This window comes from Pseudarthrobacter sp. SL88 (genome assembly GCF_026672455.1).
Classification (GTDB): Bacteria; Actinomycetota; Actinomycetes; order Actinomycetales; family Micrococcaceae; genus Arthrobacter.
On record NZ_JAPPRD010000001.1, the window covers coordinates 3,639,576 to 3,664,100 of the forward strand.

Here is a 24,525-nt window from a genome sequence, read left to right on the forward strand (position 1 = left end):
CGGTTTCACCCTTTGGAAGGCATTCTGCCCGGCGGGCTGGGCGTCCATTACAAGAAGCTGCCCGCACTGAGCTCATGGTCCGCTCCCCCGGCCAGCTCAACGCTGATTTGTAGCCCGTTCCACACAATGTCCCTCCGCACGGCCTCCGGCGAACGGAGCACGGCACTCCCGAGGACCCCGCCGGCCCACCTGACGTCCACGCCGATGCCGCCCACAGCGCGCAGCCCCCTGGCCGATCCCTCGCCCCATGCGTCGGGCAGTGCCGGGAGGAGCCTGATGGCGGCAGCGTCCGACTGCACCAGCATCTCCGCGATTCCAGCCGTGGTCCCAAAGTTGGCGTCGATCTGAAAGGGCGGGTGCGCGGTGAACAGGTTGGGGTAGACCCCGCCGCGTTCGGCCAGCCCGTCCCCGGCCACGCGCAAGGCGAGGTGCAGGCTCTCCTCCGCTTTGCCGGCGACGCCCAGGTGGGCCCACAGGCCGAGGCGCCAGGCCATGGCCCAGCCCGTCGACTCCGGGCCCCGGAGTTCCAGCGTCCGTACTGCCGCGGCGGCCAGTTCCGGGGTAGCCTCCAGGCTCCATTCCTGCAGCGGGAACAGCCCCGCCAGGTGCGAGGTGTGCCGGTGTTCCGGCTCGTGTTCGGCGGCCGGGAAGGACCATTCGAGGACTTCACCGCGGCCGCCGATGGCTGGCTGCGGAAGCGCGGCCACTTTGCGGGCGAGGTCATCGAGCCACGGCGCCGGGGCACCGAGCGCCGCCGCTGCCTGCCGCGCCGAACCGCACAGCGCCCTGAGCAGGGAAACGTCCATGGTGGCGGACCTGCCCACCGCCGCGGGGCCGCCGTCGTCCGCGACAAAGCGGTTTTCGGGAGAGGTCGACGGCGACGTGTGCGTTCCGCTGTCAGGTTCGCCGATGATCCAGTCCAGTGCGAAGAGGCACGCGCCTTCGACGGCGGGCCAGGACGCTTGAAGGCGGGTGAGGTCACCCGTGAAGGAGTAGTGCCGCCAGGCCGCCTGGACCAGCCATGTTCCGCCCATCGCCCAACTGGCCCACATCGCGTTGCCCTCGCCGGCTCCCACCGCGAAAGGCTGCCCCCAGGGGTCCGTGTTGTGGTGTGCCGCCCAGCCGCGGGCACCGTACCGGCCCGCCGCCGCGGTGCCGGTGCGGGCGAGGGTATCCACCAGCCGGAGCAGTGGTTCGTGGCATTCCGCGAGGTTGGTTGTCAGGGCCGGCCAGTAGTTCATCTGGGTGTTGATGTTGATGGTGTAGTTGCTGCTCCAGGGCGGCGGAAGCTCCTCGTTCCAGATGCCCTGGAGGTTGGCCGGGAAGCCGCCCTCCCGCGAGGAGGCGATCAGCAGGTACCGGCCGTAGTGGAACAGCAGTGCCATCAAGGCAGAGTCGGACTTGTCCGTTTCGAAGGCCCGGATGCGCTCATCGGTTGGCTTCCCTGCCGCGGTCACCGAGCCGGCGCCGAGCTCGAGGGATACGCGGCTGTAGAGCCCGGTGTGGTCGTCGAGGTGGCGCCGCAGGGCCGGCTCGAAGGATTCTTCTTCCAGTACCCCCGCGATCCGTGCGCTGAGGAGCCCTGCCAGCGCCTCGGCGTCGTCCGCGGTGTTGGCGTGGCGGGCAAACGGATGCTTGAGCACCGTGCCCGTCGCCACGACGATCCGGACAAAAGTCGCGCCCCGGATGCCCAGGACACCGTCGGCAAAGCCGGCATCGCCGTCCGTGACAATGCCGGCGTGGACCGCTCCGGCGCGGGAACCGTTGCCGTAGACGATCGGTTCGGCAGCCTGTTCATGGGACGGCGCGACGTCGGCCGGAAGCAGCACGCCCAGCCGGAGCTCCGTTCCCCAGTCCTGTGCGACGGCGTCCAAGGCCCGTGCGGTGATTTTGTCCGGCGCCATTCCGATCCGCAGGTCAGCGGGCGCACCGAACGCGATGTCGTGCACGATGACGGCGTCGGGGTGGGAGGCGAAGGTCCGGTGCCGGGCCTCGGAACCGTCCAGGAGGTAGCGGTGCCCCGCGGTGCCTGTCCGGAGATCGAGCCACCGGGCGGGGCCATCTGCCGGAGCAGCGGTGCCGGCGGCTTCGACTGACAGGACGGCAAAGGGAAGGTACGCCTGCGAATGCGTGCCCTGGAAGGCCAGCAGCAGTTCTTCGGCCCGGCGGACGTCCCCGGCATCGATGGCATGGCGGATGGCCTGGAGCCGGGCTGTCCCCTCTGGCGGGCTTAGGGCCGGTGCGGACCGGTGCGTGGGCCCGGACCAGGCCGAGCCCTCGTTGAGCTGGATGCGCTCGCCGCCGGCCAGGCCGCGCAGCGTGGCACCGGCGAGGCCGTTGCCCACCGGCAGTGACTCGACGAACTGTTCCGCCGGCCGGCGGTACCAAAGCACGTGGCCGGGATCGGCGTCGGGCAGTTCGATGGCCGGCGGATGCCCCGCCGGGGCCCGCCGGCTCAGTACTGTCCCTTGATCACGAAGTAGGAGCCGCGGATGGTGCCTGCGAGCTTGGATTTCTGGCGCGCGAACTTGAAGCTGGACGCCAGTTCCTCCGGCACCTCCATGCCGTCGGAGAGCTTGAATCCGACTGCCCGTTTGGCGCCCTCGCCGATGCCGTACATGACGTTGATGGACAGCCCGGACTCATAGAACACGTAGGCCATCCGCAGCCCGTCCACCTCGAAGGAAGACACTTCAAGCGGTTTCGAGGCAATCACCAGGTCCCGCTCCGTGGCAAGGATGTTGTGGATGTACGCGAGCGTCTGGGGATCGTCTTCGGCGGCGGTGACAGTGAAGTCGTGATCGTATTTGTTCTTGTAGTACCGTGCCTCGTTGGCGCGCAGCCCGGCCAGCGCGTCCGCCACGGGTGACGATTCCAGGCCAACGGTGGACACGTTCTTGAAATCCACTGTGTACGGCATGAGTCCTCCTGGGTTTTGGTCCTGTGGCACATCGTTGCAGATCAGCGGCTGCCGCGCATTCACTCCTGTGGTTTGCGCGCAACCAGCGTGTAGGTGCAGGGGACGAGGTCCCGCTCGGCTTCGGGCCACGCGTAGCCATCCGGCACGTCCACCATGCGGGGCGAGAACTTCCACGGCAGCGTGGTGCCCTCGTCCAGGCGGAGGAGCTGCAGCCCGGCGCCGATGAGGGAGTTAATGATGTCGGACAGCGGATGCGCCCACTGGTAGGTGCGGGAATGGGACACCTTCCCGCCGCCCACATAGGTGGACTCCTCGTCCCGCACCTGGGCACGGCCGCGGTTGAAGTACGGATAGCGGAGTTGCAGCCCCTCGGCATCCTCATCCACCGCGTAGAGGGCAGGATGGCCGTCGCGGATGTAGAAGGTGCCACCGGGTTTGAGGAGCGCTGCCACCTGGGACGCCCACTGCGCCAGGTCCGGAAGCCAGGTGATGGTTCCGATGCTCGTGTAGACGACGTCGAAGTCGCCCGAAACGGCCCGCCGCGCCTGCAGGACATCCGCCTCCACCCACGCCACCTTCAGGCCCAGCTTTTCCGCCAGGCCGGCAGCGGACGCCAGGGCGGACGGCGAGAAGTCCAGGCCGGTGACCCGGGCGCCCGCACGGGCCAGCGATACCGTGTCCGTCCCGATGTGGCACTGCAGGTGGCACACGTCCAGGCCGGCAACCGTCCCCTCCGGAACGAACGGCGCCAGCGCTTCCAGGTCGGTACGCACCACGGGGGTCAGGTAGCCCGGATCATCCAGCGCCCCGAGTCCGTAGGCTTCCTCGTGCAGGTGCACCCGGTCTTCCCAGTTGTCCCGGTTGGTGGCGCGTGCGGTCTCCCAGTCGACCGTAATCCGGCTGTCACTCATTCCGGCAGCCTACAGCGTTGTAGAGCCACCGGCCCTGCGCCATCGTCACAGGATCCTGATGCCGGCCCCACTGATCTCGATTTCCGCCAACGTGACCCGTTCGTCCGGCGTGCTGTTCGGCCAGTGGAAGCTCAGGTAATCGCGGCCGCCGGATGTGCGGAGGACCATGCCATGGCCTCCATCGGCGGACCACAGGGGCTCGGGCCGCTGTGTCCACGGGCCCGCGATGCTTCCACTGGCTGATTCCGCGATGCCCATGGCGTACCCGGCCTCGCCGTGGCTGGACCACAGCATGAGAAGTGTGCCCTCAGCGGCATGGATCAGGAAGGGGCCGTCGGTGAACCGCGGATCCGCGGCCAGGTTCAGTCCCTTGGGAGGTTCCACGCCCTCCGGGAAACGAAGGGGACGGGTCCAGTTGGCCGAGGACGCCGCGAACAGGAGAACCGGCTCATCAACGCCGGAGCGGAGATCCTCGGCCAGCCGCAGCGCGTACATTTCGCCATCCCCGAGGCCTGCCTGGTCCGGCGTCCCCTCCGCCCCGCGGCTGTAGACCAGCCAGCGCGTGCCGTCGCCGTCGATATGGAGGGTTCCGTCCAGGCATGGCTGGGTTGCCGGCGTGACAGGTCCGTCGCTCCAAGGACGGTACGGCCCGGTCGGGCTGTCAGAGACCAGCACTGCAACCCCGCGGGGCCGCGCACCGGTGGACGTGGCAAAGGTGGCGAACAGAAAGAACCGCCCGTCGAGGGCGTAAACCTCCGGCGCCCAAAACTGCGTGTCGGCCCAGAACCCGGCCGGCCGGCGGAACGCTTCGATGGGGCCGTCCCAGTGCTCCAGGTCGCGGCTCGTGTAGCAGTCAAAGCCTGTAGCGGGCCCGCCCCAGACGTTCTCGTCACTGGTCCCGAACAGGACGAACTCACCGGGGGCAGGCTCCAGGATGAACGGGTCCCGCATCCGGATTTCGTCGAGGCGCAGCTGGCGAACAGTCTCCTGTTGACCCGTCATCGGCTTACCTCATAGCCGGGGGCAGGTGCCAGCGCACAGTCGAAGAGGTGTGTTCCGCCCGTGACGCCGTGCCGCGCGCCGTCTGGAAGGACGACGTCGGCCGCCACCCCGTCCGGGACGGTCGCCTCGAGCCGGAACCCGCCGCCGTCGTACTTCCACGCGGTACGGACCTCACCGTGCGGTGTCTTCAGCGACGTGTTCGCCCACTCGATCCCCTCCCCCGGCTGCGGCTGCGGCTGCGGCTGCGGCTGGATGAGCACACGGGCGTACCCGGGCTCCAGCGGGCGGATGCCGCCGATGGCCTTGTGCATCCAGTCCGCCACGGCGCCCAGGGCGTAGTGGTTGAAGCTGGTCATCTCGCCAGGGTTGATGGTGCCGTCCGGGAGCATGGAATCCCAGCGTTCCCAGACCGTGGTGGCGCCCATCGTTACCGGGTACAGCCAGGACGGGCAGCCCTCCTCCAGCAGCAGCCGGTACGCCTCGTCCACATGCCCGGTGTCCGTCAGGGCGTGGGTGATGAACGGCGTCCCCGCGAAGCCGGTGGACACCCGGTAGCCGTTGTCGCGGACCAATTCGGCCAGGCGGTTGCCGGCGAACTCCCGCAGCTCCGGCGTCAGCAGGACGTCGAAGGCGACGGCCAGCGCGTAGACGGTGGTGCAATCGCTGGAGATGGTGCCGTCGGCAGCCACGTAGTGCTCGGCGAAGGCGTTCCGCACCCGGGCGGCGAGCGCGTCGAAGGAGGCTTCGTCGTCGTACTTTCCCAGCAGTCCCGCGGCCTGGGCGGTGAGCCTGGCGGTCCGGTACATGCAGGCGGTGGCTACGACGGCGGTGTCCGCTTTGGCTGCCCACGGCTGGTCCGGCGCGGCGTCGGGATCGAGCCAGTCGCCGAACTGGAAGCCGGAGTCCCACAGCCCGGCGGGTGAGAGCAGGCCTTCCACCCGGCGGGTGTGCGCGGCCATTGATTCGTATTGGTTCTTGAGGACGCTGAGGTCGCCGTAGGCCTCCCACAGGGCCCAGGGCACCCACACTGACGCCTCGCTCCACAGCGCGGAGGACTCCGGCGCGGGGAATTCGGCCGGCTGCGGGCAGTACTTCAGCACATCCGGCACGGTGATGGGGACCAGCCCGTCCTGTGCCTTCTGCTCCGCTGCGAGGTCCAGCAGCCAATCCTGCAGGAAGCCCTTGACGTTGTACAGGTAAGCGGCGGTGGGGGCGAACACCGCGATGTCGCCGGTCCAGCCGAGCCGTTCGTCGCGCTGCGGGCAGTCCGTGGGCAGGTCCAGGAAGTTGCCGCGCAGGCCCCAGACAATGTTGCGGTGCAGCTGGTTCACGAGTTCGTTGGAGCACTCGAAGGTGCCGGTGCGCTCCAGGTCGGAATGGACCACCACAGCTTCGAGATCATCGGCGGTGAGGGTCCCGGGCCAGCCGGTCACCTCGGCGTAGCGGAAGCCATGGAAGGTCTTGGTGGGCTCGAAGGAATCCTGGCCGCCGGAAAGGATGAACGTGTCCGTGGCCTTCGCCGAGCGCAGCGGCCGGACGCCCAGTTCGCCGTCCTCCAGCACTTCGGCATGCCTGATGGTGATGGCGTGGCCCGCTTCGCCCTGCACGGTGAACCGCAGCCAGCCCACCAGGTTCTGGCCGAAGTCCACCAATGTCTTGCCGCTGGGTGAGGTGAAGACCTCGACGGGACGGACCGCGCCGGCACGCACCACGGGCGGGCCCACCGGCTCAGCCAGCCGCCCGGCGTCGAACGCCACCTCGCGCACGCCGGTCCAGCCGGTGCCGGGCACGAAGCCGGGCTCCGCCCAGCCCTGCTGGAGCCTGCGGGCGTCGATGGCCTGGCCGTCGTAGAGGTCATTGAAGGTGGTGGCAGACTGGCCTGCCTGCCAGGAAGTGTCCGAGGCGACGGACTGGACGTGCCCGTCCTCGAACTCGATGTCCAGCTGGCCGAAGAACCCCAGCTCGCTGCCGTAGAGGTTGGACATGCCGTGCCAGGCCAGCCGGCCGCGGTACCAGCCGTTGCCAAGCTCGACGCCGATCACGGTGGTGGGCCGGATGAGGGCGGTGACATCGTAGCTGCGGTGGCGGAGGCGCCACTCGTAGGAGCTCCAGCCCGGGCTCAGCACATCCGGACCCGCAGGGACGCCGTTGATGGATGCCTCGTAGACGCCCAGTGCCGTGGCCCGCAGCGTCGCCTTCACCACCGCGCCGTGGCCATCCTCAAGGGTGAACTCCTTGCGGAGCAGCGGGGCGCCGTCGAAGTCGTTCTCGGGCGTGATCATGGCGGCGAGCCAGGAAGCTGAAGTCATGGAGGGAGTGTTCCGTTCTGGTGGAAGCAGGGTCAAGGGTGGTTCGGTCCGCGAAAACGCAGGCGCCGTCAGGCGTAGTGGCAGGCGACGTCCGCCGTGCCCACGCGGCGCAGCGCCGGGCGTTCGGTGGCGCACAGCTCGGTGGCGAGCGGGCAGCGGAGCCGGAAAGGGCAGCCGCCGGGACCGGGCACCGCGGCAGCGCCGGTGCGGACCCCGAGCGATTCGCGGGCTTCCCGCCGGGCGGCCTGTTCGGCGGGCCGGGGCACAGGTGAGGCGGCCACGAGGGCCTGCGTGAAGGGGTGCTGCGGGTTTTCCGTGACGGCCGCCGCCGGTCCGCTTTCCATGACCTGGCCGCGGTAAAGCACCACCACCCGCTGGGCCAGGAACTGCACCACGGCAATGTCATGGGCGATGAACAGGTAGCTCAGGCCGCGCTCGTCGCGGAGGTCGGCCAGGAGGTTGAGTACCTGCGCCTGGGTGGAGAGGTCCAGGGCGCTGACGGCTTCGTCGCAGACCACCAGCTGGGGATCGCAGATCAGGGCCCGCGCCACGGAGATCCGCTGCCGCTGGCCGCCGGAGAACTGGCTGGGGTAGCGGTCCACGGCCTCGCGCGGGAGCCCGACGCGTTCCAGCATGTCCTCGGCCTTGGCGCGGGCCTCTCCCGCGGACACCCCGCGCAGGCGCAACGGTTCAGCGAGGGACGTACCCACGGTGTTGCGCGGGTTCAGGGAGGAGTTGGGGTCCTGGAAGACGGCCCGCAGTTCGCCGCCGAGTGCCCGGCGCTGGGCGGCGCCGGCGGAGGTGATGTCCGTGCCCTGGTAGCTGATGGACCCGCCGGAGACCTTCTGCAGGCCCAGGATGGCCTTGCCGATGGTGGACTTGCCCGAGCCGGACTCCCCCACCAGGCCTACGGTTTCGCCGGGGGCGATGCTGAAGCTGACACGGTCGACGGCGGCCGGTGCGGCGGCTGCCTTGCGGCCCCGGCCGTAGCGGACCACCAGGTCCTTGACCTCCAGCATGGGGGTGCCGTCGTGGGGAAGCGCAGAATCGGGGCGTTCCGTGACTGAGGTGCTCATGCCAGGTCCTTCTCGATGACGGTGGTGTGTTGGTGGGCGGCGGTGGTGTGCTGGGAGCTAATCGGCAGGAGGCGGGCGGCGGGCACGTCGTTGGCCAGCCAGTCCATGCCCTCGACAGCCAGCTGGTCCGCCTTGACGCAGCGCACCAGGCCCTCTCCCGTGCCTGAGGCCAGCAGCGGAACGGGGTCTTTGCAGGCGGAGCCGGCGAACTGGCACCTTGCAGCGAAGCGGCAGCCTGTGGGCCAGTCCTTGGGCTGGGGTACCTGGCCTTGAATCGTGGCCAGGCGTTCGGGCATGTTGTCCGCGTCGTTGGCGTGCGGGTCCGCGGCCAGGAGGGCCAGGGTGTAAGGGTGGCGCGGGTTGTCCAGGATGGCGGCGGTCTTGCCGTTTTCCACTACCTGGCCGGCGTACATCACGGCCACCTGGTCGCAGATGTCCGCCACTACACCGAGGTCGTGGGTCACCATCACCACTGACATCCCGGTGTCCTTGACCAGGGCCCGGAGCAGGGAGAGGATTTCGGCCTGCACCGTGACGTCCAGGGCGGTGGTGGGTTCGTCCGCCACCAGCAGCCGGGGCTGTCCGGAGAGCGCCAGTGCGATGGCCACACGCTGGGCCATGCCGCCGCTGATCTGGTGCGGATAGGTCTTCAGGATGCGCTGGGCGTCAACGATGCCCACCTTTTCCAGCAGGTTCCGGGCCTCCGTGCGTGCCTCGGCTTTGCCCATGCCGCGGAGCCGGCGGATGGCGGCAGTGAGCTGGTAGCCCACGGTGAACATGGGGTCCAGTGCCCGCATGGGCTCCTGGCTGATCAGCGCGATGTCGCGGCCGCGGATGCCTTCCATATCCTTGTCCGTTGCGGCGGCGAGGTTCCTGCCGTTCCAGAGGATCTGGCCGCCGCTCACGGAGACGCCGGAGGGCAGCAGCCCCAGCAGGGACAGGGCGGTCATGGTCTTGCCGCAGCCGGATTCGCCCACCAGGCCCAGGACGGTACCGGGTGCGACGTCGAAGGAGACGCCCGTGACCAGGCCGACGCCGTTGTCGACGCCGACGGATAGGTTGCGGACGCTGAGGGTTCCGTTCCCGGGGGCCTCCTGTGCATCTGCGTCCTTGGGTGCCGGGGCGGCGGCGATGGCAGCGACCGCCTGGGCCCGATGCCGGCGCGCGGCGGCGGAGGGCAGGTGCGGCGCAGCGGCGTTGGGTGCCTTGCCCAGGGCGTTGCCGATGGCGTTGGCGGAAAGGACTGTCAGCGCCAGGACGGCTCCGGTGGGAACCATCATCCAGGGCGCGTCATAGACGTGCTGCGAGGCGCCCTGGATCATGCCGCCCCAGCTGGGCTGGGGAAGGGGCGGCCCGAATCCGATGAATGCCAGGCCGGCCTGGATCAGCATGCCGACGGCGAAGATCAGCGCTGCCTGCACCACGATGGTGTTGGCCAGGCCGGGCAGGACGTGACGGACGCTGATGCCCACGGGGCTGAGGCCGTCCACCTTGGCGGCGTCAACATAGAGCTGGGACTGCAGGGACTTGGCCTGGCCCAGGACCACCCGGTAGATGCCGGCGGACATCAGGATGCCCAGGATGGCCATGATGAGCGGGATGTTGGTTCCCACCGCGCCGATCACCGCAAGGATGATCACGGTTCCCGGCAGGGACATCATGACTTCGGTGATCCTGCTGATGACGGCCTCGGTGCGCTCGGCACCGGCGGCGGCCATGGCCAGGAGTGTGCCCAGCCCGACGCCGACAATCACCGTGATCAGCGAGGTCCCCAGGGTTCCGGCCGCAGCGGCGAAGATGCGGCTGAGGATGTCCCGGCCCAGTTCGTCGGTGCCCAGCCAGTGGGCGGCGGTGGGGCCGGAAAGGACGGCGGTGAAGTCCTGGTCCTCGGTCTTGAAGGGCAGCCACAGGGGCGCGGTCAGGGATGCAACGACCAACGCCGCGAGCCACAGAAGCCCGGCCACGGCGCCCGGTGAGGCGAACAGCCTGTACCGGGAGGCTTTGGTGAGGCCCGCTTTGCCGGCCCTGCGCCGGGGCGCTGCTGCCGACGTCGTACTTGCTGTCTGGTCCGCGTCTGCGGGGGCCGGGGCGACTGAGGGGATCATGAGGCACGCAACTTCGGGTCGAGGAACTTGGTGGCCAGCTCCAGCACCAGGTTGACGGCAACCACCACCACGGTGGCGATCACCACCACGCCCTGGACTGCTGGGGCGTCATGGGTGCTGACGGAGGTCTGGACGGCCTGGCCCAGGCCGGGCATGGCGAACAGCTGCTCCGCGATGACGGAGCCGCCAAACAGGCCGATGAACTGCAGGGCGATGCCGGCCACGATCGGCAGGCTCGCGTAGCGCAGGGCGTGGATGTAGAGGATTTTCCAGGTGGGGGTGGCCGTGGCGCGCAGGGTGCGGATGTGTTCCTGCTGCAGCGCTTCGAGCATGGAGGCCCTGGTCTGGCGGGCGATGAAGGCCGCTCCGCCGACGGCCAGCGTGATGACCGGCAGTGCCAGGGACAACGCCCAGTCCTGCGGTGAGACCTCGAACGGGACGTAGCCGGTGGCAGGGAAGACCGAGGACTGGACGGCGAGGAGGTAGACCAGGATGATGCCCACCCAAAACGCCGGCAGGGCCACGAGCAGTCCCACGAACCCGCCGATGATTTGGTCCAGGAGGCCGCCGCGGACCGCCGCCGTGACGCCGAGGGCGATGCCGATGATGGCGCTGAGGACCGTGGCTCCGGCGGCGAGGGACGCCGTCACCGGCAGGCGGTCCGCAAGATCGGCACTGACGGAGCGGCCGTCAATCAGCGAAACGCCCAGATTTCCCTGCACCGCGTCGCCCAGCCAGCGGAAGAACTGGGAGAACAGCGGATCGTTCCAGCCGAGCTGCTGGTTCAGCTGGTCGATCGCGTCCTGGGAGGCGCCGGCGCCGAGCGAAACAGCTCCCGGGCTGCCGGGCATCGCGTGCACCAGCAGGAACGCCAGCACCGCAACCACCAGCACCGTGGCGAGCGCCATGAGCAAGCGCTTGGCAACGAACAATGCCATGGGGTGACCTCCGTTGGTCTTGCCCGGCGCCCCGTGTAAGCGGGGCGCCGGGCGGGTTGATCAGTTAGTGGGCTTGTAGGAAGAGAGCAGCGGATAGGCGTTGGTGCCGGCGAACTGGACTTCCTGGACCTTCTTGGTGTTGTAGCCCCAGTTGGACAGCGATTCGAACAGCGGGATCATCCAGCCGGACTCCACCAGGCGGGTGTTCAGCTTGGTCAGTGCCGTCTTCCGGGCGGCGTCGTCCTTGGCTGCGGCGGCTTCGCCGGTGGCGGCGCTCAGCTGATCGTCGGTGGCCTTCTGGACGTTGGTGAAACCGTTGAGGATGGCGCCGTACATCAGGCCGATCGGGTTGTCCCAGCCGAGCGGTGCGTAGCCCAGCGGGGTGGTGGCAACGGCGGCGAAGGCCTCATCGGTGGAGGCGGCCATCTTCACGTTCATGGTGATGCCCACCGCGGCGAGGTCCTTCTGGACAGCCTGCAGGTCGGTCTGGGTCTGGGCGCTGGCGATGATGGTGAAGTCGAAGCCGTTGGCGTAGCCGGCCTCGGCGAGCAGGCTCTTGGCTTTCTCCGGATCGTAGGCGAACGTCTTCTCCAGGTCCGCGGTGAAGCCGGCCGAGTCCTTGGGGAGGGCGTTCCAGGTGGGGATATCGCCCTTGTGCAGCGCGTCCACCAGGGCCTGGCGGTTGATGGCGTGCTGGATGGCCTGGCGGACCTTTTCGCTGGCGAATGCGGGGGCGGTCTTGCCGGTCTTGTCGAAGGAGATCATGGTCTGCACGGTGCCGCCGATGCGGGACACGCCCACGCCCTTGGACTTGGCGAAGTCCACGGTGGGCGAGGTCAGCTGGGCAACGTCGGCCTGGCCGGACACCAGGGCATTGGCGCGGGCCTGGGGGTCCTGAATGACGTTGAAGACGATCTTGCTGTACGAATAGTCCGCCGCGTCTTCGTTCTTCTCGTTCTTGACCATCACGTACTTGTTGCCCTTCACCGTGGACGGGTCAAGGGTGTAGGGGCCGGAGCCGTCCGGCGTGGTGGCGAGGCTGGCGGTGTCGGCGACGCCCGTCTTGCCCACGATCATGCCCATGGTGGAAGTGAGGTTCTTCTCGAAGCCGGGCTGCGGCTTGGCAAAGGTGATGGCTACCTGGGTGGGGCTTACGACGTCGACGCTTGCGATTTCCTGCGCCCCGCCCTTGGCGATGGCTGAGTAGGTGCTGAGGGCGGTGTCGGTGCGGCGGTCGAAGTTCGCCTTGACCAGCGCGGCGTCCAGGGTGGAACCGTCCGTGAAGGTGACGCCGTCCTTGAGGGTAAGGGTGAGGACGGTGCTGTCTGCGTTGTATTCGAATTTGGTGGCCAGGCCGGGGCCGGCAGTTCCGTCGGGCTGGAGGTCCAGGAGGGTGTCGTAGAGGCCCTCCATGAACTGGCGCTGGGCGTCCGCCACGCGGATGGGGTCGTAGCCGAAGGATGCCGAGTCGCTTTCGACGCCGATGGTCAGGGTGGACTTGTCCACGGTGGCAGCCTGCTGGCTGCCACCGCCACAGGCGGCCAGGGAGCCCATCAGCAGGGCGCCGGTCAGGACGGCAGCGCTGCCGCGGGCGGTGGTGGTCAGGAGTTTCATCGGGTGCGCCTTCGCATTCTTCGGTGACTGCAACGGAAAGAAAGGGGGCCGGTGGTGTCCGGCACCTTTCAAGAATCAGCCGGGGCCGTCAGGGCCAGACATGACAATGTCATTGATTGAAAAGGTATTGTGGCGGGGGTCACGCGGCCGGACAGGATGGATGAAGGCAGAGACGCCTGGGTGCCGCCTGGCCGGCCCCATCACGAGAGGAACCACATGACCAACCCGTTTCCGCAGGACTTCCTTTGGGGCGTGGCCACCGCCGGCCACCAGGTGGAAGGCAACAACGTCAACAGCGATACCTGGTTCCTGGAGCAGCTGCCCGGGACGATCTTCGCGGAGCCGTCCGGGGACGCCGTGGACCACTACCACCGCTACCGCGAGGACATTGCCCTGATTGCCGGCCTGGGCTTCAGCAGCTACCGCTTCTCCCTGGAATGGGCGCGGATCGAGCCGGCCGAAGGCCAGTTCTCCGTGGCCGCGCTGGACCACTACAAGCGCGTCCTGGAGGCCTGCGTTGAGCACGGCCTCACCCCTGTGGTGACGTTCCACCACTTCACGTCTCCACTGTGGCTGCTGCAGTCCGGCGGCTGGGAAGGTGCCCGCACGGCTGAGCTGTTCGCCCGGTACTGCGACCGTGCCATGGCACACCTGGGCCACCTCATCGGCGTCGCGTGCACGTTGAACGAACCCAACCTGCCCCTGGCTCCTGGAGTCCTTCGGCATTGGCGGGGAAGCTCCGGCAAACCGCGGCTCCGTACCCATCTGGGCTGCCGCAGCGCAGCGCCTGGGCGTCGACGCAAGCACCGTTGCCCCGTTCCAGTTCTGTTCCACTGAGGCCGGGTTCGCCGTGAAGCTGGCCGCGCACAAGGCCGCCACCGCCGCGATCAAGGCACATCGGCCGGAGCTCCAGGTGGGCTGGACGCTCGCCAACTCCGACATCCAGGCCATCCCCGGCGGCGAAGAAATTGCGGACAAGGTGCGCCGCGACGTCAACGAACGCTTCCTCGAGGCTTCCCGGGGCGACGACTTCGTGGGCATCCAGACATACGGCCGCACGGTCTACGGCCCCGAAGGCCATGCGCCCGCGCCGGACGGCGCGGAAACCAACCAGATGGGTGAGGAAATCTACCCGCAGGCCCTTGAAGCCACCGTCCGTGAAGCCGCCCGCGTTGCCGGCGTTCCGGTGATGGTCACCGAGAACGGCCTGGCCACGGAGGACGACACGCAGCGGGTTGCCTACCTGAAGGCAGCGGTCGACTGCGTTGCCTCCTGCATCGCGGACGGCATCGACGTGCGCGGGTACATTGCGTGGACCGCATTCGACAACTTCGAGTGGATCTTCGGGTACCGGCCCAAGTTCGGACTGATCGCTGTGGACCGCACCACCCAGGAGCGCACCCCCAAGGAGAGTGCCCACTGGCTGGGCAGTTTTGCCCGGGAGCAGGCATCCCAGGTGGCCCAGCCCGCCTGATCACGGCGAATGGCCCGGATTTCCCAAGGAAATCCGGGCTATTCCTTTGCAGCGCAGCTACGCCTGCAGCCGCAGCTTGGCGGCGAAATCGGCCATGATCAGCCTGGTATCCACGGAGGTGTAAGTGCGGCGCACGGGCTGGGTGCCGGCCTCCGTGAACGTGGAGGTGACGTCGTCGAGCCCTGTCACCACCAAGGGTGCGCTGTCCCCCAGGCACCACAGCGGCCCGAACTTCACGAAGTCCGGCACGTCCAGGCCGTGGAAAAGCTCCCACAGCCAGGCGCCGGCGGCTCCGGCGGTGCGGAACAACTGGTCCAGCTCCGCCACCGGGGCAACAATTTGCCGGTACGTTTCGGCCGGGAACTGCCACACGGCAAGGTCCTGCTTGCCCAGCACGAAGTCGGCAGCGGCGGGATCGGTGAAGTAGTTGTATTCGTCGTCGTTGACCTCGGCTCCGCCCACCCACGCAAGCGTGAACGAAGACGCGATGGCCGGCTCCAGCAGGAGTGCATCGGCAACATTCGTCAGGGGACCTGCGCAGACCAGGACCAGCGGAAGGCCTCCCCCGGCCGGTTCGGCAGCAGCGGCGACGATGGCCCGGGCCGCTGCCGATTCCCGCGGTTGTCCCGTGAAGGGGGCATCGGGTCCGGCCTGGACGGTTGACGGTTCCGGCAGCTTGAGGACCCGCAGCAGGTCCGCCGCCACATCCGCCCCGGCAACGGCCCGGCCTTGCGGCGGCCCAAACATGGGATTCGTCAATGACGACGTGACAGCAACGATCCGGTTGGCCGGGGACAGCGCGTGATGCGCCAGCCCCACCAGCCCGTCCGGATCACCTGCCCAGTCATTGTCGATAATGACCCTGCACCGGGGTTCAACCGGAATCATGTCCATCATGGTCCTTTCACTGGGCAGGGCGCCGGTTTTGTCCTGGCGCTGGTGCGGGCGGGCGCCGGCGTGGCCACGCGCCGGTATGCACGCATCCGGGAGCACCGGCGGAGTCCCTGCTCCCGGATCGACGGGTAGTCTCAGGAACAAGTCTTGCCGCCGCATCCCATCCCCGGGCCATGGCTTTCATTCACTGGAAAGCTCCGGGCTCGACTTGCGGGCGGCAAGGCGGAACCTACGGCATTCGCTAAGGATGCCGGGAGAGATTCGGGGGGATCCGTGCCGCGATTGGCTTGGTGGGGCAGGGCGTATTTTGCGCTGCAGGCATTGGCCGGAGCCCTGTGGTGGGCCGCCGTTGCGGTGTCTCCCACCGTACGTACCGCCACCCTCGGCGGCCTCGATCCCGCCCTTGTTGCCGCCTTCGACATCCCGCTTTTCGTGATGGGGTCCGCCGCCGCGGCAGCAGGTGTCCGGGCCGCTGCCGCCGTCGCTGCCGCATGGTCCACCGTCGTCACCATTGCACTCGGCGCCTACGCCACGGTCACAGCCCAGGCGGGTGCAGGAGCCCTCATCATGGCAGCCGCGGCCGCGGGCTCGATCGCTGCCCTCTGCCTGGCCTGGTGGGGACGGATTCCCGTTGAGTGGATTATCCGCGGCCCGTTTGCGTTCCGCCCCGCCCGCCAACGGAGCGCCCGGTTCCATGTGGCTGCCACGTTCGGGCAGATCGTCCTGTTCTGGGGCTTCTTCCTGGGAATCCTTCCCCTGTTCCTGGACTACCTCGAGCAGCGCTGGGGACTGGCTGCTGCTTTTCCCCAAGCGGCCGGCGGCGCCGGTGTGGTGGTCTTAATCCTGGCCAGCGCGCTGGGCATCTGGTCTGCCATTTCGATGTCCACCATGGGAAATGGGACACCGTTGCCCGCCGCCATGGCCACCACGCTGGTAGTTGCCGGCCCGTACCGCTGGATACCCAATCCGATGGCAGTGGCCGGCGTTGTGCAGGGCGCGGCCGTGGGCCTCATGCTCCACTCCTGGTTCGTGGTGGGCTACGCGGTCCTGGGTTCGCTGGTGTGGAACTATGCCGTGCGGCCGCTTGAGGAGGCCGACCTCAAAGCCCGCTTCGGCAGCGGCTTTGAGGCATACCGCGAGGCAGTACCGTGCTGGATCCCCGCCCTTCGCCGGGTGTAGGCATTCAAAAATATTCCAATCTGCACACATCCGCAGGCCACCTGGCTACGAATCCCGGTGGAGATCATCTCCCAAAGCTAGGAGGGGACAATGGATGAGGCGGACCAGCAGGCCCTGACCGGAGCCGTCATCAGGCTGCACAACCTGGACATCGGCGGCCTGTGGCTCGACTACGTGGCCCTTGGCGGCGACGCCTCCGAACAGGACATCCGCGATTACAGCCTGGAATCCGGAGCACTGCCGCAGAAGGAACGCGACGCTTTGTCCCAGGCCGTCAATGAAAGTTGCGCCGAGGCGGACCTCGTGGTCAGGGCGCCGTACAGCAGCTCCCCGCTGACGGTGGTTCCCGTGGAGCCGAAGGATCCTTATTCGTCGAAGTAGGTGAAGGTCTTCGCGCCGCCGGCTACCGAGGACACCACCAGCGACGCGACGTCCCGCAGCTTCATGTTCCTGCTGTTGGACGCTTCCCGCAGCACCTTGAACGCTTCGTCCTGGCTGCAGCGGTTCTGCGCCATAATGGCACCAGTGGCCAGGTCTATGACCGTCCGCGTCTGCATGGCGGCGCTCATGCCGTCCTTGGTGTCCTGGAGCTTCGACATCCGCAACGTCAGGGCCAGGCCCTTGGCAGCCTGTTCGGTGAACGCCTCGGCCATGGCAACGGCATCGGCGCTGAAAGCGTCGGGCTCCCCACTGTACAGGACCAGCACGCCGCGGTCCCCGCCCTCGAGCTGCAGCGGCATGGCCAGCACGGAGTACGCGCCCTGGTGTGTGGCCGCGGCGGCATAGTCCGGCCACCGGGCTTCCTCCCGCAGGTCCTTGACGTGCATGGTGGATGCGCTGCTGACGGCGGCATCTCCGGGCCCCTGGCCGTATTTGAGCTCCAGCTGGTCAAGCAGCCTCGCCTTGGTGTCGCTGGCGGCCGCTGCTGTGGGTTTCTTGGGGCGGCTGACGGAGATGCCGCAGAACAGCTCCCGGCCTACGATGCCCAGCCGGGCTACCGCGTAGAGGGCAAGGCTGTCCAGGAGCCGGACCACATCAGGACTCTGCAGGACAAGGTCCTGCACATGGGCTGCAACATCGACAAAAACCCTGCCACCCGAAACCCCGGTGTCAACCACAAGCATTCCCTCCCGGACACAATTGATAAGCCATGGCACACCATGGCCGCTCACTGCCGAACGGTAGTCCTCAGCGTACCCGTGGACACCCCGTAAGGTGTCAATCATGAAGCTCGCCTCCAGCAACGGCGGAACCTTCCGCGGAGCCACCCTGGCAGTGGACGGCGCCCCCGTGCACCGGTTCCTCGGCATCCCTTACGCCCAGCCGCCATCGGGAGAACTGCGCTTCCGCCCGCCAGTGGCCCTCCCCCAATGGACCGGCGAGGTGGACGCCACCGGGTACGGCCCCGCAGCCCCCCAGAACCCGGACGCCCGCGATACAGACGAAACCCCGCTGGCCTGGAGCGAGGACGGCTGCCTGAACCTGAACATCTGGACGCCGGACACCAGCGGGACGGCCAGGCCGGTGATGGTCTGGATCCACGGCGGCGCCTACCTGATGGGCGCCAACAGTGACGGGATGTACGACGGCGCCCGGCTCGCCGCGGCGGCGGGCACGGTGGTGGTAGCCATCAATTACCGGCTGGGCGCACTCGGTTTCCTCCACCTGGCACACCTGCTCGGCGAGGGATTTGTGGATTCGTCCAACCTCGGCCTGCTGGACCAGATTGAGGCGCTGCGCTGGGTGCGGGACAACATCGCCGGGTTTGGCGGCGACCCGCACAACGTGACCCTGTTCGGCGAATCGGCAGGCGCGGCAGCCATCGGCACCCTGCTGGGCATGCCGGCGTCGGAAGGCCTCTTCCGGCGGGCCATCATGCAAAGCGGCACAGCGGAGCGCTTCCGCACCCCGGAGGGGTCTGCACACGTAACTGCTGACTTCCTGCGGCTTTGCGGCCTGGACGAATCGTCAGCAGGTGAGTTGCGCACCCTTCCGGTGGAACGCCTGCTGGCCGCCCAGCAGCAACTCGAAGAGGGGATCGCCGCCGAAAGCTACGCAGTGCCGCTCCCCTTCCAGCCAACAGTGGGGACCCCGTCACTGCCGGAACCTCCACTGGACGCCGTCCGGAGCGGGATCAACAGTGGCGTGGACCTGCTGGTGGGCACCAACCTCAACGAAGGGTCTTTCGCCGTGGAAATGCGCCCGGACCGGCCGGAAGACCCTGGTTACCCGGACCGGGCCGCCGCGGTCCTGTCCGCAGGGGGCCTGCCGGGAGACTGCGCGCAGGGATACGCGGAAGCACTGGCGGCCGTGCTGGCACACGAGCCCCGCGGGAAGGAACTGCTGGAGGCGGCCATTGCCGATGCGGTGTACCGCCAGCCCAGCAACAACCTGCTTGATGCGAGGCTCCAGTCAGCACGCAGCGCTGCGCACGGCAGGACATTCGCCTACCTGTTCACCTGGCGCAGCCCGGCCATGGGCGGCAAGCTGGGATCCTGCCACACGCTGGAAATTCCCTTCGTGTTCCGGCACTTGGCATCCCCGGACGCCGCCTACCTGACCCGGGGCAAGGGTCCGCAGGCCCTCAGTGACACCATGAGCGGAGCCTGGGCGGCCTTCGCCCGCACCGGGGCCCCGGACCAGCCCGGCCTGGCGTGGCCGGAATACGGGCAGGAGCGCCGCACCATGATGCTCGACGACGCGCCCCGGGTGGAAGCGGACCCACGGCGGGAGGTCCGGCTGTTCTTTGCCGGGATCCAGGTCAGGCAGCAGCCAGTGAGTTAAGCGTGTCCCGGAGGCCCTTCAATGCGGGGTCGCGGAGCTGCATGAACAGCGGCTTCAGGAGCGGCTGGATGATTTTGGCCGGCCCCTTGATGCTGAACTCTGCCGTGTACTTCACCACGGATCCGGTGCCATTGGGGGCGACGTCGATGGAATCGAAGGAGACGACGGTCTTGTTCTCCCCGCGCAGCTTGATGTGGCTGCCCGTCAGCTCGATGACCTCGTAAATCAGCGACTGGCGTTTCCCCCGGAACTCGGCCTCAGCGTGGTACTTGTGTCCCACGGCCACGGGTCCCGGCGTGATCTTGTCCATCACAGGAGTGCCGGGGTCCCACTTGCTGGTGTTTTCGAACTCACTCAGGAAGGCAAAGGCCTTCTCAGCGGACAGTTTGGTTTCCACACTTCCGGCTACTGTGATCATCACCCCAGTCTAGGAGCACCCGGCAGGTGGGCGGCAGCCATTCTGTAGCAAAGATTGCCGTCCAACTTACGGGGGCTGATCCACACCTCGTAGCCGTCAGCGGCGGTGAACAGGGCACGGCCGCCGTTGGCGTCGCCTGCAATCCACACGGCGGAGGAGTCCGGCATGGCGTTGTCCACCACTCCGGACCGCACCATCCGGCGGCCCTTCCGGACCTCCACAGGGACACCGATCAGGCGGGCCCACTCGGAATACGGGTAGGAATCCACGGCATCCCTCCTGCTCAGCGTGTCTGGAAGTCGCTGAGGATCTTGATATTGCCCATCAAGGCGCCGTCGGCGACGTCCGGGCCGGTCAGCCCGGCGAAGGCGTGAATGTCGCAGAAACCCGCAAGGGCTTCCTCGGCGAAGTCCGAAGGGTCATTGACGGTCTTTGTCATGGTGGGTTCTCTGGCATCCGGAAGGAGGTGAAAGGGCTGCGGGGCCCTTAGTGCATGTGGCTTCCGCCGTTAATGTCCACCACGGTTCCGGTTAGGTACGCGGAATCCTCGGAGGACAGGAAAGTGATCACGGAAGCTACTTCCTCGGTGCTGGCGTTACGGCCCAGCGGGATGCCGGCGTTGATGGCGGCTTCCTGTTCTTCGGTGCTGCCCACGCGGATGTTGGTGTCCACCGCGCCCGGGGTGATGGCGTTGACGGTGACGCCGGTGGTGCCGAGTTCACGGGCCAGTGCCTTGGTGAGGCCCAGGATGGCTGCCTTGGCTGCAGAGTAGGGGACCTTGCCGAAGACGCCGCCGCCGCGCTGGGCAGAGACGGAGGACATGTTCACGATGCGGCCCCAGCCGTTCCCGATCATGTCCGGCAGGAATGCCTTGGTCACCAGGTAGGTGCCGGTGGCGTTGACGTCCATGATCTTGTGCCACAGCTCGAGGGTGGTTTCCAGGAACGGGACGGGCGAGGTGATGCCGGCGATGTTGGCCAGTGCGCCGACGGGGGGCAGGTTACCGGCGGCCACCTCGGCGGCGACGGCGGCCTGGGCGGTGGTCACGGAGGCCTCGTTGGCGACATCGATCTCGTGGCCGTAGGCAGGGACGTTGAACTCGTTGCCGATTTCCGCGGCCACCTTGGCGGACTTTTCGCCGTCGAGGTCCAGGATGACGACGCCCCAGCCTTCACGGGCGTAGCGGCGGGCGGTGGTGATGCCGATGCCCCGGTCCGAGGTGGCTCCGGTGAGGACGGCGGTGCGCTGGATGGTGGTCATGGTTTGTGCTCCTTGAAAGTGTTTTTGTGGATCGATTGCTCTGTAGTTGTCGCCGGCCCCTGCCGGGCGGTATTTCGTGCAAAGGAGTAGTGATGCCGACCACAGTAATTGCGTTAACTGTCAACAGTCAACCCATAAAGTTGACTGTTGACAGTGAGCATGATGCGGGTCACACTTAGGGATACCATTTGTTAACAGTCGACAGCGGCGACTTCCTGAGGCCGCTTTTCGAAAGGGAACCCAACATGAGCAAAGATGCTCTGACCATGCGCGGTCCGGTCCACGGAACCAAGGACGCCAGGCGCGTTGCCGTTGGCTCCGGTGTAGGCGCTGTGATCGAGACGTACGACTTCATCGGTTTCGGCACCGCCGCTGCTCTGTACTTCGGAACCGCGTTTTTCCCCGGAACCGATCCGGTCACCGGCACCCTCGCCTCCTTCGCTACGCTGGGCGTCGGCTTCGCGGCCCGTCCCCTGGGCGGCATCATCGGCGGCCACCTCGGCGACAAGGTAGGGCGCAAGCCCGTTTTGGTGGCCTCACTGATCCTGATGGGCCTGGCCACGTTCGCCATCGGACTCCTGCCCACCTACGCCGCAGTGGGGCTCCTCGCCCCTGCACTGCTCGTCTTCGTCCGCATCGTCCAGGGTTTGGCCTTCGGAGCGGAATGGGGCGGCGCCATCCTGATGAGCTACGAGCACGCACCCTGGAAGGCCAAGGGCAAGTACACCGGCATTGTCCAGGCCGGCTTCCCGGTGGGTCTGCTGCTGGCCAACCTGACCTTCCTGTTCAGCGTCAACCTCGGCGGCGAACTGGCCTGGCGCATCCCCTTCCTTGCCAGCATCGTGCTGGTGGCGGTGGGCCTGATCATCCGCTCCAAGGTCCCGGAATCCCCGGTCTTCGATGAGGTCAAGGACAGCGGTGCCATCGTGAAGTCCCCCATCGTGGAGGTCATCAAGACCGACTGGCGCAACATCGTCAAGGGCATCGGCCTCCGCGTGGCCGAGACTGCAGGCTACGCCGTGTCCATCACCTACATGATTTCCTACCTCAACAGCCAGCACCTGGCAGACAAGAGCCAGACCCTCATCGCCCTGTGCATCGCCTCCGCCATCGGCATCTTCGCCACCCAGGCCTGGGCTGCGCTGACCGACCGCATTGGCCGGCGTCCGCTGTATGTCTGGTCCACCCTGTTCGCGGCCCTCTTCGCCATCCCGATGTTCCTGCTGGTCAATACAGGAATGTTCATCGCCATCATCATCACCATCGTCATTTCCTACGCGGTCTGCCAGAACTCGCTCGCCGGCGCCCAAGGCGCCTGGTTCCCGGAGCTCTTCCAGGCCAAGACCCGGGCCTCCGGCGCCAGCCTGGCCTACCAGATCTCGGCCATGGTCTCCGGCTTCACCCCTTTCATCACCACCCTGCTGTTTGTCAGCTTCGGCTGGATGGGCCCGGCGCTGCTCTTCGGCGCCTACGCCCTGATCGGCCTATGGGCTGCGGTGGCCACCCGGGAAACCTGGGGCAAGCGGGAGCGCGAACTGGCCGAAGAAGCCACCAAAAGCACCCCCAACACCATCAACGCCTGAATGACCGCGCACCCAACAACCACGGAGCACGCAATGCCTACAGATACCGTCCAGGACACCCCACAGGGACAAACATTGCAGGAACAGATCCTGCAGACCGCGGTGACCCCGGAACGGGTGGAGAAAATCAGCGCCGCCGCGTACCGGATCCGGCACCACGCCCTCAACATGGGCGAAGTCCAAGGCCAGGGCTACGTGGGCCAGGCCCTCGGGGCTGCCGACATGCTCGCCACCGTGTACGGGGACCAGCTGAACTTCCGCGCCGAGGACCCGCACTGGGAAGCCCGCGACCGGTTCCTGCTGTCCACCGGCCACTACGCGATCGGCCACTACGCAGCCCTTGCCGAAGCCGGCATCGTCCCGGTGGAGGAACTTGAAACCTACGGCTCGGATGACTCCCGGCTGCCGATGTCCGGGATGTCCACGTACACCCCCGGCATGGAGATCTCGGGCGGTTCCCTGGGCCACGGCCTGACCATCGCCGTCGGCATGGCGTTGGGCCTGCGCTACCAGGGCTCGTCCGCCCGGGTGTTCAACTTCCTCTCCGACGGCGAGCTGGACGAAGGCTCCACCTGGGAAGCGGCCATGGGTGCGCACCACCACCAGTTGGGCAACCTCACCGCCATGGTGGACATCAACGCCCTGCAGGCCGACGGCAAGACGGACACCGTACTCCGCACCGAGCCGGTGACGGAGAAGTGGGAATCGTTCGGCTGGTACACCCAGCGGGTTGACGGGAACGACGTCGGTGCGCTGCTCGCAGCGTTCGACAACGCAGCCGCCCAGGCCGCCGCCGTCGGACGTCCTTCCGTGATCCTGTGCGATACGAAAGTGGGCCGCGGCGTCCCGCTGCTGGAGGACCGCGAAAAGGCGCACTTCATGCGCATCGAAGAGAACGAATGGCAGATCTGCCGCGAGCAGCTCACCGCCGGATATGAAGGAAAGGCTTCAGCATGAGCACCACCACGGAGGCCCCGGACACCACGGCGGCCGCTAAGCCCAAGCTCAAGACCTCGGCGATGATCGCATCGTTCGCCGATCCCGGCCAGAAGACGGCGTCGGCGCCGTTCGGGCACGCCCTGGTCAAGGCCGCGCAGGAGAACGACAAGATCGTGGGCCTGACCGCGGACCTGGGCAAGTACACGGACATGCACATCTTCGCCAAGGCTTTCCCGGAGCGGTTCTTCCAGATGGGCATGGCCGAACAACTGCTGTTCGGCGCAGCCGCGGGCCTGGCCGAAACGGGGCTGGTGCCGTTCGCGTCCACCTATTCCGTGTTCGCGGCCCGCCGCGCCTACGATTTCCTGTGCCTGGACGCGGCAGAGCCGAACCTGAACGTCAACATCGTGGGCGGCCTGCCCGGCCTCACCACTGGGTACGGCCCCAGCCACCAGGCCACCGAGGACATGGCGATCTTCCGCGGCATGCCCAACCTCACCATCGTGGACCCCTGCGACAGCATCGACATCGAACAGGCAGTGCCGCAGCTGGCAGCGTCCGAGGGCCCCACATACCTGCGGCTGCTCCGCGGGAATGTGCCCACCGTCCTGGACGAGTACGGCTACACGTTCGAGCTCGGCAAGGCCAAGGTGCTGCGCGGCGGCAACGACGTCGTCTTCATCTCGTCCGGGCTGATGACCATGCGTGCGCTGCAGGCAGCGAAGGCCCTCGCGGCACATAACGTGGACGTCGCCGTCGTGCATACGCCCACCATCAAGCCGTTCGACGCCGAAACCGTCCTCAAGGAGATCAACACGGACAGGCTCGCCGTCACCCTGGAAAACCACTCCGTGGTGGGCGGTCTGTTCGAAACCGTTGCCTCCGCCGTCGTCACCGCGGGCCTGGGCAAGCGTGTCGTTCCCATCGGCCTGCCGGACCAGTTCCTCGATGCCGGGGCCCTTCCCACCCTGCACGACCGGTACGGGCTCGCCACCGACCGTATCGTGGCCAAGGTCCTCGCCGAACTCGGGTAGAGAGTCAACAAACCAGCAGAAAGCGCGGCACCGGTCCAAAGCCGGTGCCGCGCTTTCTGCCGTACCATCGAAACTACGACTGTAA

General features: G+C 67.5%; 23 protein-coding genes. 8 read left to right on the top strand and 15 right to left on the bottom strand.

Annotated elements, in window-relative coordinates; translation table 11 throughout:
• Positions 1-47: 47 nt before the first annotated feature.
• The 9 genes from OVA06_RS16450 to OVA06_RS16490 all read right to left on the bottom strand — a co-directional run bounded on the left by OVA06_RS16450 (position 48) and on the right by OVA06_RS16490 (position 12,875).
• On the bottom strand, positions 48-2,393 hold the full coding sequence (locus tag OVA06_RS16450; protein ID WP_268159773.1) for a glycoside hydrolase family 95 protein: 2,346 nt from the start codon (positions 2,391-2,393) through the stop codon (positions 48-50).
• A gap of 62 nt (positions 2,394-2,455) precedes the next feature.
• Positions 2,456-2,920 carry a hypothetical protein gene (locus tag OVA06_RS16455; protein WP_056082678.1) on the bottom strand — a complete coding sequence of 155 codons (465 nt, stop codon included), beginning with the start codon at positions 2,918-2,920 and terminating at the stop codon, positions 2,456-2,458.
• Between the two features lie 59 nt (positions 2,921-2,979).
• Positions 2,980-3,831, bottom strand: coding sequence for a class I SAM-dependent methyltransferase (locus OVA06_RS16460; protein WP_268159775.1), 852 nt, complete (start codon positions 3,829-3,831; stop codon positions 2,980-2,982).
• A 45-nt stretch (positions 3,832-3,876) separates the two neighbouring features.
• Positions 3,877-4,833, bottom strand: coding sequence for a glycoside hydrolase family 43 protein (locus OVA06_RS16465; RefSeq protein WP_268159777.1), 957 nt, complete (start codon positions 4,831-4,833; stop codon positions 3,877-3,879).
• Positions 4,830-7,142 carry an alpha-L-rhamnosidase gene (locus OVA06_RS16470; protein WP_268159778.1) on the bottom strand — a complete coding sequence of 771 codons (2,313 nt, stop codon included), beginning with the start codon at positions 7,140-7,142 and terminating at the stop codon, positions 4,830-4,832. The genes OVA06_RS16465 and OVA06_RS16470 overlap by 4 nt, the downstream gene beginning before the upstream one ends.
• A 68-nt stretch (positions 7,143-7,210) precedes the next feature.
• The gene (locus tag OVA06_RS16475; RefSeq protein ID WP_268159779.1) at positions 7,211-8,218 is read right to left on the bottom strand and encodes an oligopeptide/dipeptide ABC transporter ATP-binding protein; all 1,008 of its coding nucleotides are present in this window, start codon (positions 8,216-8,218) and stop codon (positions 7,211-7,213) included.
• Complete coding sequence (locus tag OVA06_RS16480; RefSeq protein ID WP_268159780.1) at positions 8,215-10,323, bottom strand: dipeptide/oligopeptide/nickel ABC transporter permease/ATP-binding protein; 2,109 nt, start codon at positions 10,321-10,323, stop codon at positions 8,215-8,217. Before OVA06_RS16480 ends, OVA06_RS16475 begins: the two co-directional genes overlap by 4 nt.
• The gene (locus OVA06_RS16485; protein ID WP_056082700.1) at positions 10,320-11,261 is read right to left on the bottom strand and encodes an ABC transporter permease; all 942 of its coding nucleotides are present in this window, start codon (positions 11,259-11,261) and stop codon (positions 10,320-10,322) included. Before OVA06_RS16485 ends, OVA06_RS16480 begins: the two co-directional genes overlap by 4 nt.
• Before the next feature lie 60 nt (positions 11,262-11,321).
• The gene (locus OVA06_RS16490) at positions 11,322-12,875 is read right to left on the bottom strand and encodes an ABC transporter substrate-binding protein (protein ID WP_268159781.1); all 1,554 of its coding nucleotides are present in this window, start codon (positions 12,873-12,875) and stop codon (positions 11,322-11,324) included.
• A gap of 216 nt (positions 12,876-13,091) precedes the next feature.
• Between OVA06_RS16490 and OVA06_RS16495 the strand changes: the two genes are divergently transcribed.
• Together OVA06_RS16495 and OVA06_RS16500 are read left to right on the top strand one after the other, a co-directional pair.
• Positions 13,092-13,712, top strand: a complete 621-nt coding sequence (locus OVA06_RS16495) for a family 1 glycosylhydrolase (RefSeq protein WP_268159783.1) — start codon at positions 13,092-13,094, stop codon at positions 13,710-13,712.
• Between the two features lie 13 nt (positions 13,713-13,725).
• Entirely contained in the window at positions 13,726-14,349 is a 624-nt protein-coding gene (locus OVA06_RS16500) for a family 1 glycosylhydrolase (protein WP_268159784.1), read from the top strand.
• Between the two features lie 57 nt (positions 14,350-14,406).
• Here the strand turns inward: OVA06_RS16500 and OVA06_RS16505 are convergent, their stop codons facing one another.
• Positions 14,407-15,237 (bottom strand): nucleoside hydrolase, encoded by an 831-nt coding sequence (locus tag OVA06_RS16505; protein ID WP_268159786.1) that lies wholly within the window; start codon positions 15,235-15,237, stop codon positions 14,407-14,409.
• A gap of 279 nt (positions 15,238-15,516) precedes the next feature.
• Between OVA06_RS16505 and OVA06_RS16510 the strand changes: the two genes are divergently transcribed.
• Positions 15,517-16,422, top strand: coding sequence for a methyltransferase family protein (locus OVA06_RS16510; RefSeq protein ID WP_268159788.1), 906 nt, complete (start codon positions 15,517-15,519; stop codon positions 16,420-16,422).
• 90 nt (positions 16,423-16,512) lie between these two features.
• Positions 16,513-16,803, top strand: coding sequence for a hypothetical protein (locus OVA06_RS16515; protein ID WP_261618593.1), 291 nt, complete (start codon positions 16,513-16,515; stop codon positions 16,801-16,803).
• Here the strand turns inward: OVA06_RS16515 and OVA06_RS16520 are convergent.
• Complete coding sequence (locus OVA06_RS16520; RefSeq protein WP_268159790.1) at positions 16,788-17,540, bottom strand: GAF and ANTAR domain-containing protein; 753 nt, start codon at positions 17,538-17,540, stop codon at positions 16,788-16,790. The genes OVA06_RS16515 and OVA06_RS16520 overlap by 16 nt on opposite strands.
• Positions 17,541-17,646: 106 nt before the next feature.
• On the opposite strand from OVA06_RS16520, the gene OVA06_RS16525 reads away from it, so the two are divergent.
• Complete coding sequence (locus tag OVA06_RS16525) at positions 17,647-19,206, top strand: carboxylesterase/lipase family protein (protein ID WP_268159792.1); 1,560 nt, start codon at positions 17,647-17,649, stop codon at positions 19,204-19,206.
• On the opposite strand, the gene OVA06_RS16530 is transcribed toward OVA06_RS16525, so the two are convergent.
• From OVA06_RS16530 to OVA06_RS16545, 4 genes are read right to left on the bottom strand one after another with little or no spacing between them, the layout of a single operon-like run.
• Positions 19,184-19,624 (bottom strand): SRPBCC family protein, encoded by a 441-nt coding sequence (locus OVA06_RS16530; protein ID WP_056083177.1) that lies wholly within the window; start codon positions 19,622-19,624, stop codon positions 19,184-19,186. The genes OVA06_RS16525 and OVA06_RS16530 overlap by 23 nt on opposite strands.
• A complete protein-coding gene (locus OVA06_RS16535) occupies positions 19,624-19,893 on the bottom strand; it encodes a hypothetical protein (protein ID WP_268159794.1) in 270 nt (89 codons plus the stop codon). The genes OVA06_RS16530 and OVA06_RS16535 overlap by 1 nt, the downstream gene beginning before the upstream one ends.
• A 14-nt stretch (positions 19,894-19,907) precedes the next feature.
• The gene (locus OVA06_RS16540) at positions 19,908-20,063 is read right to left on the bottom strand and encodes a hypothetical protein (RefSeq protein WP_442793561.1); all 156 of its coding nucleotides are present in this window, start codon (positions 20,061-20,063) and stop codon (positions 19,908-19,910) included.
• A gap of 47 nt (positions 20,064-20,110) precedes the next feature.
• The gene (locus OVA06_RS16545) at positions 20,111-20,884 is read right to left on the bottom strand and encodes an SDR family NAD(P)-dependent oxidoreductase (RefSeq protein WP_056082719.1); all 774 of its coding nucleotides are present in this window, start codon (positions 20,882-20,884) and stop codon (positions 20,111-20,113) included.
• Positions 20,885-21,129: 245 nt separating this feature from the next.
• Here OVA06_RS16545 and OVA06_RS16550 point away from each other — a divergent pair, with 245 nt between their 5' ends.
• Genes OVA06_RS16550 through OVA06_RS16560 form a run of 3 tightly spaced genes read left to right on the top strand, consistent with a single transcriptional unit; the run spans position 21,130 to position 24,440 of the window.
• The gene (locus tag OVA06_RS16550) at positions 21,130-22,467 is read left to right on the top strand and encodes an MFS transporter (protein ID WP_056082723.1); all 1,338 of its coding nucleotides are present in this window, start codon (positions 21,130-21,132) and stop codon (positions 22,465-22,467) included.
• Between the two features lie 33 nt (positions 22,468-22,500).
• On the top strand, positions 22,501-23,424 hold the full coding sequence (locus OVA06_RS16555; protein ID WP_056082728.1) for a transketolase: 924 nt from the start codon (positions 22,501-22,503) through the stop codon (positions 23,422-23,424).
• Positions 23,421-24,440: a transketolase family protein gene (locus tag OVA06_RS16560; protein WP_091717544.1), complete on the top strand. Its 1,020-nt coding sequence runs from the start codon at positions 23,421-23,423 to the stop codon at positions 24,438-24,440. Before OVA06_RS16555 ends, OVA06_RS16560 begins: the two co-directional genes overlap by 4 nt.
• Positions 24,441-24,525: the final 85 nt, after the last annotated feature.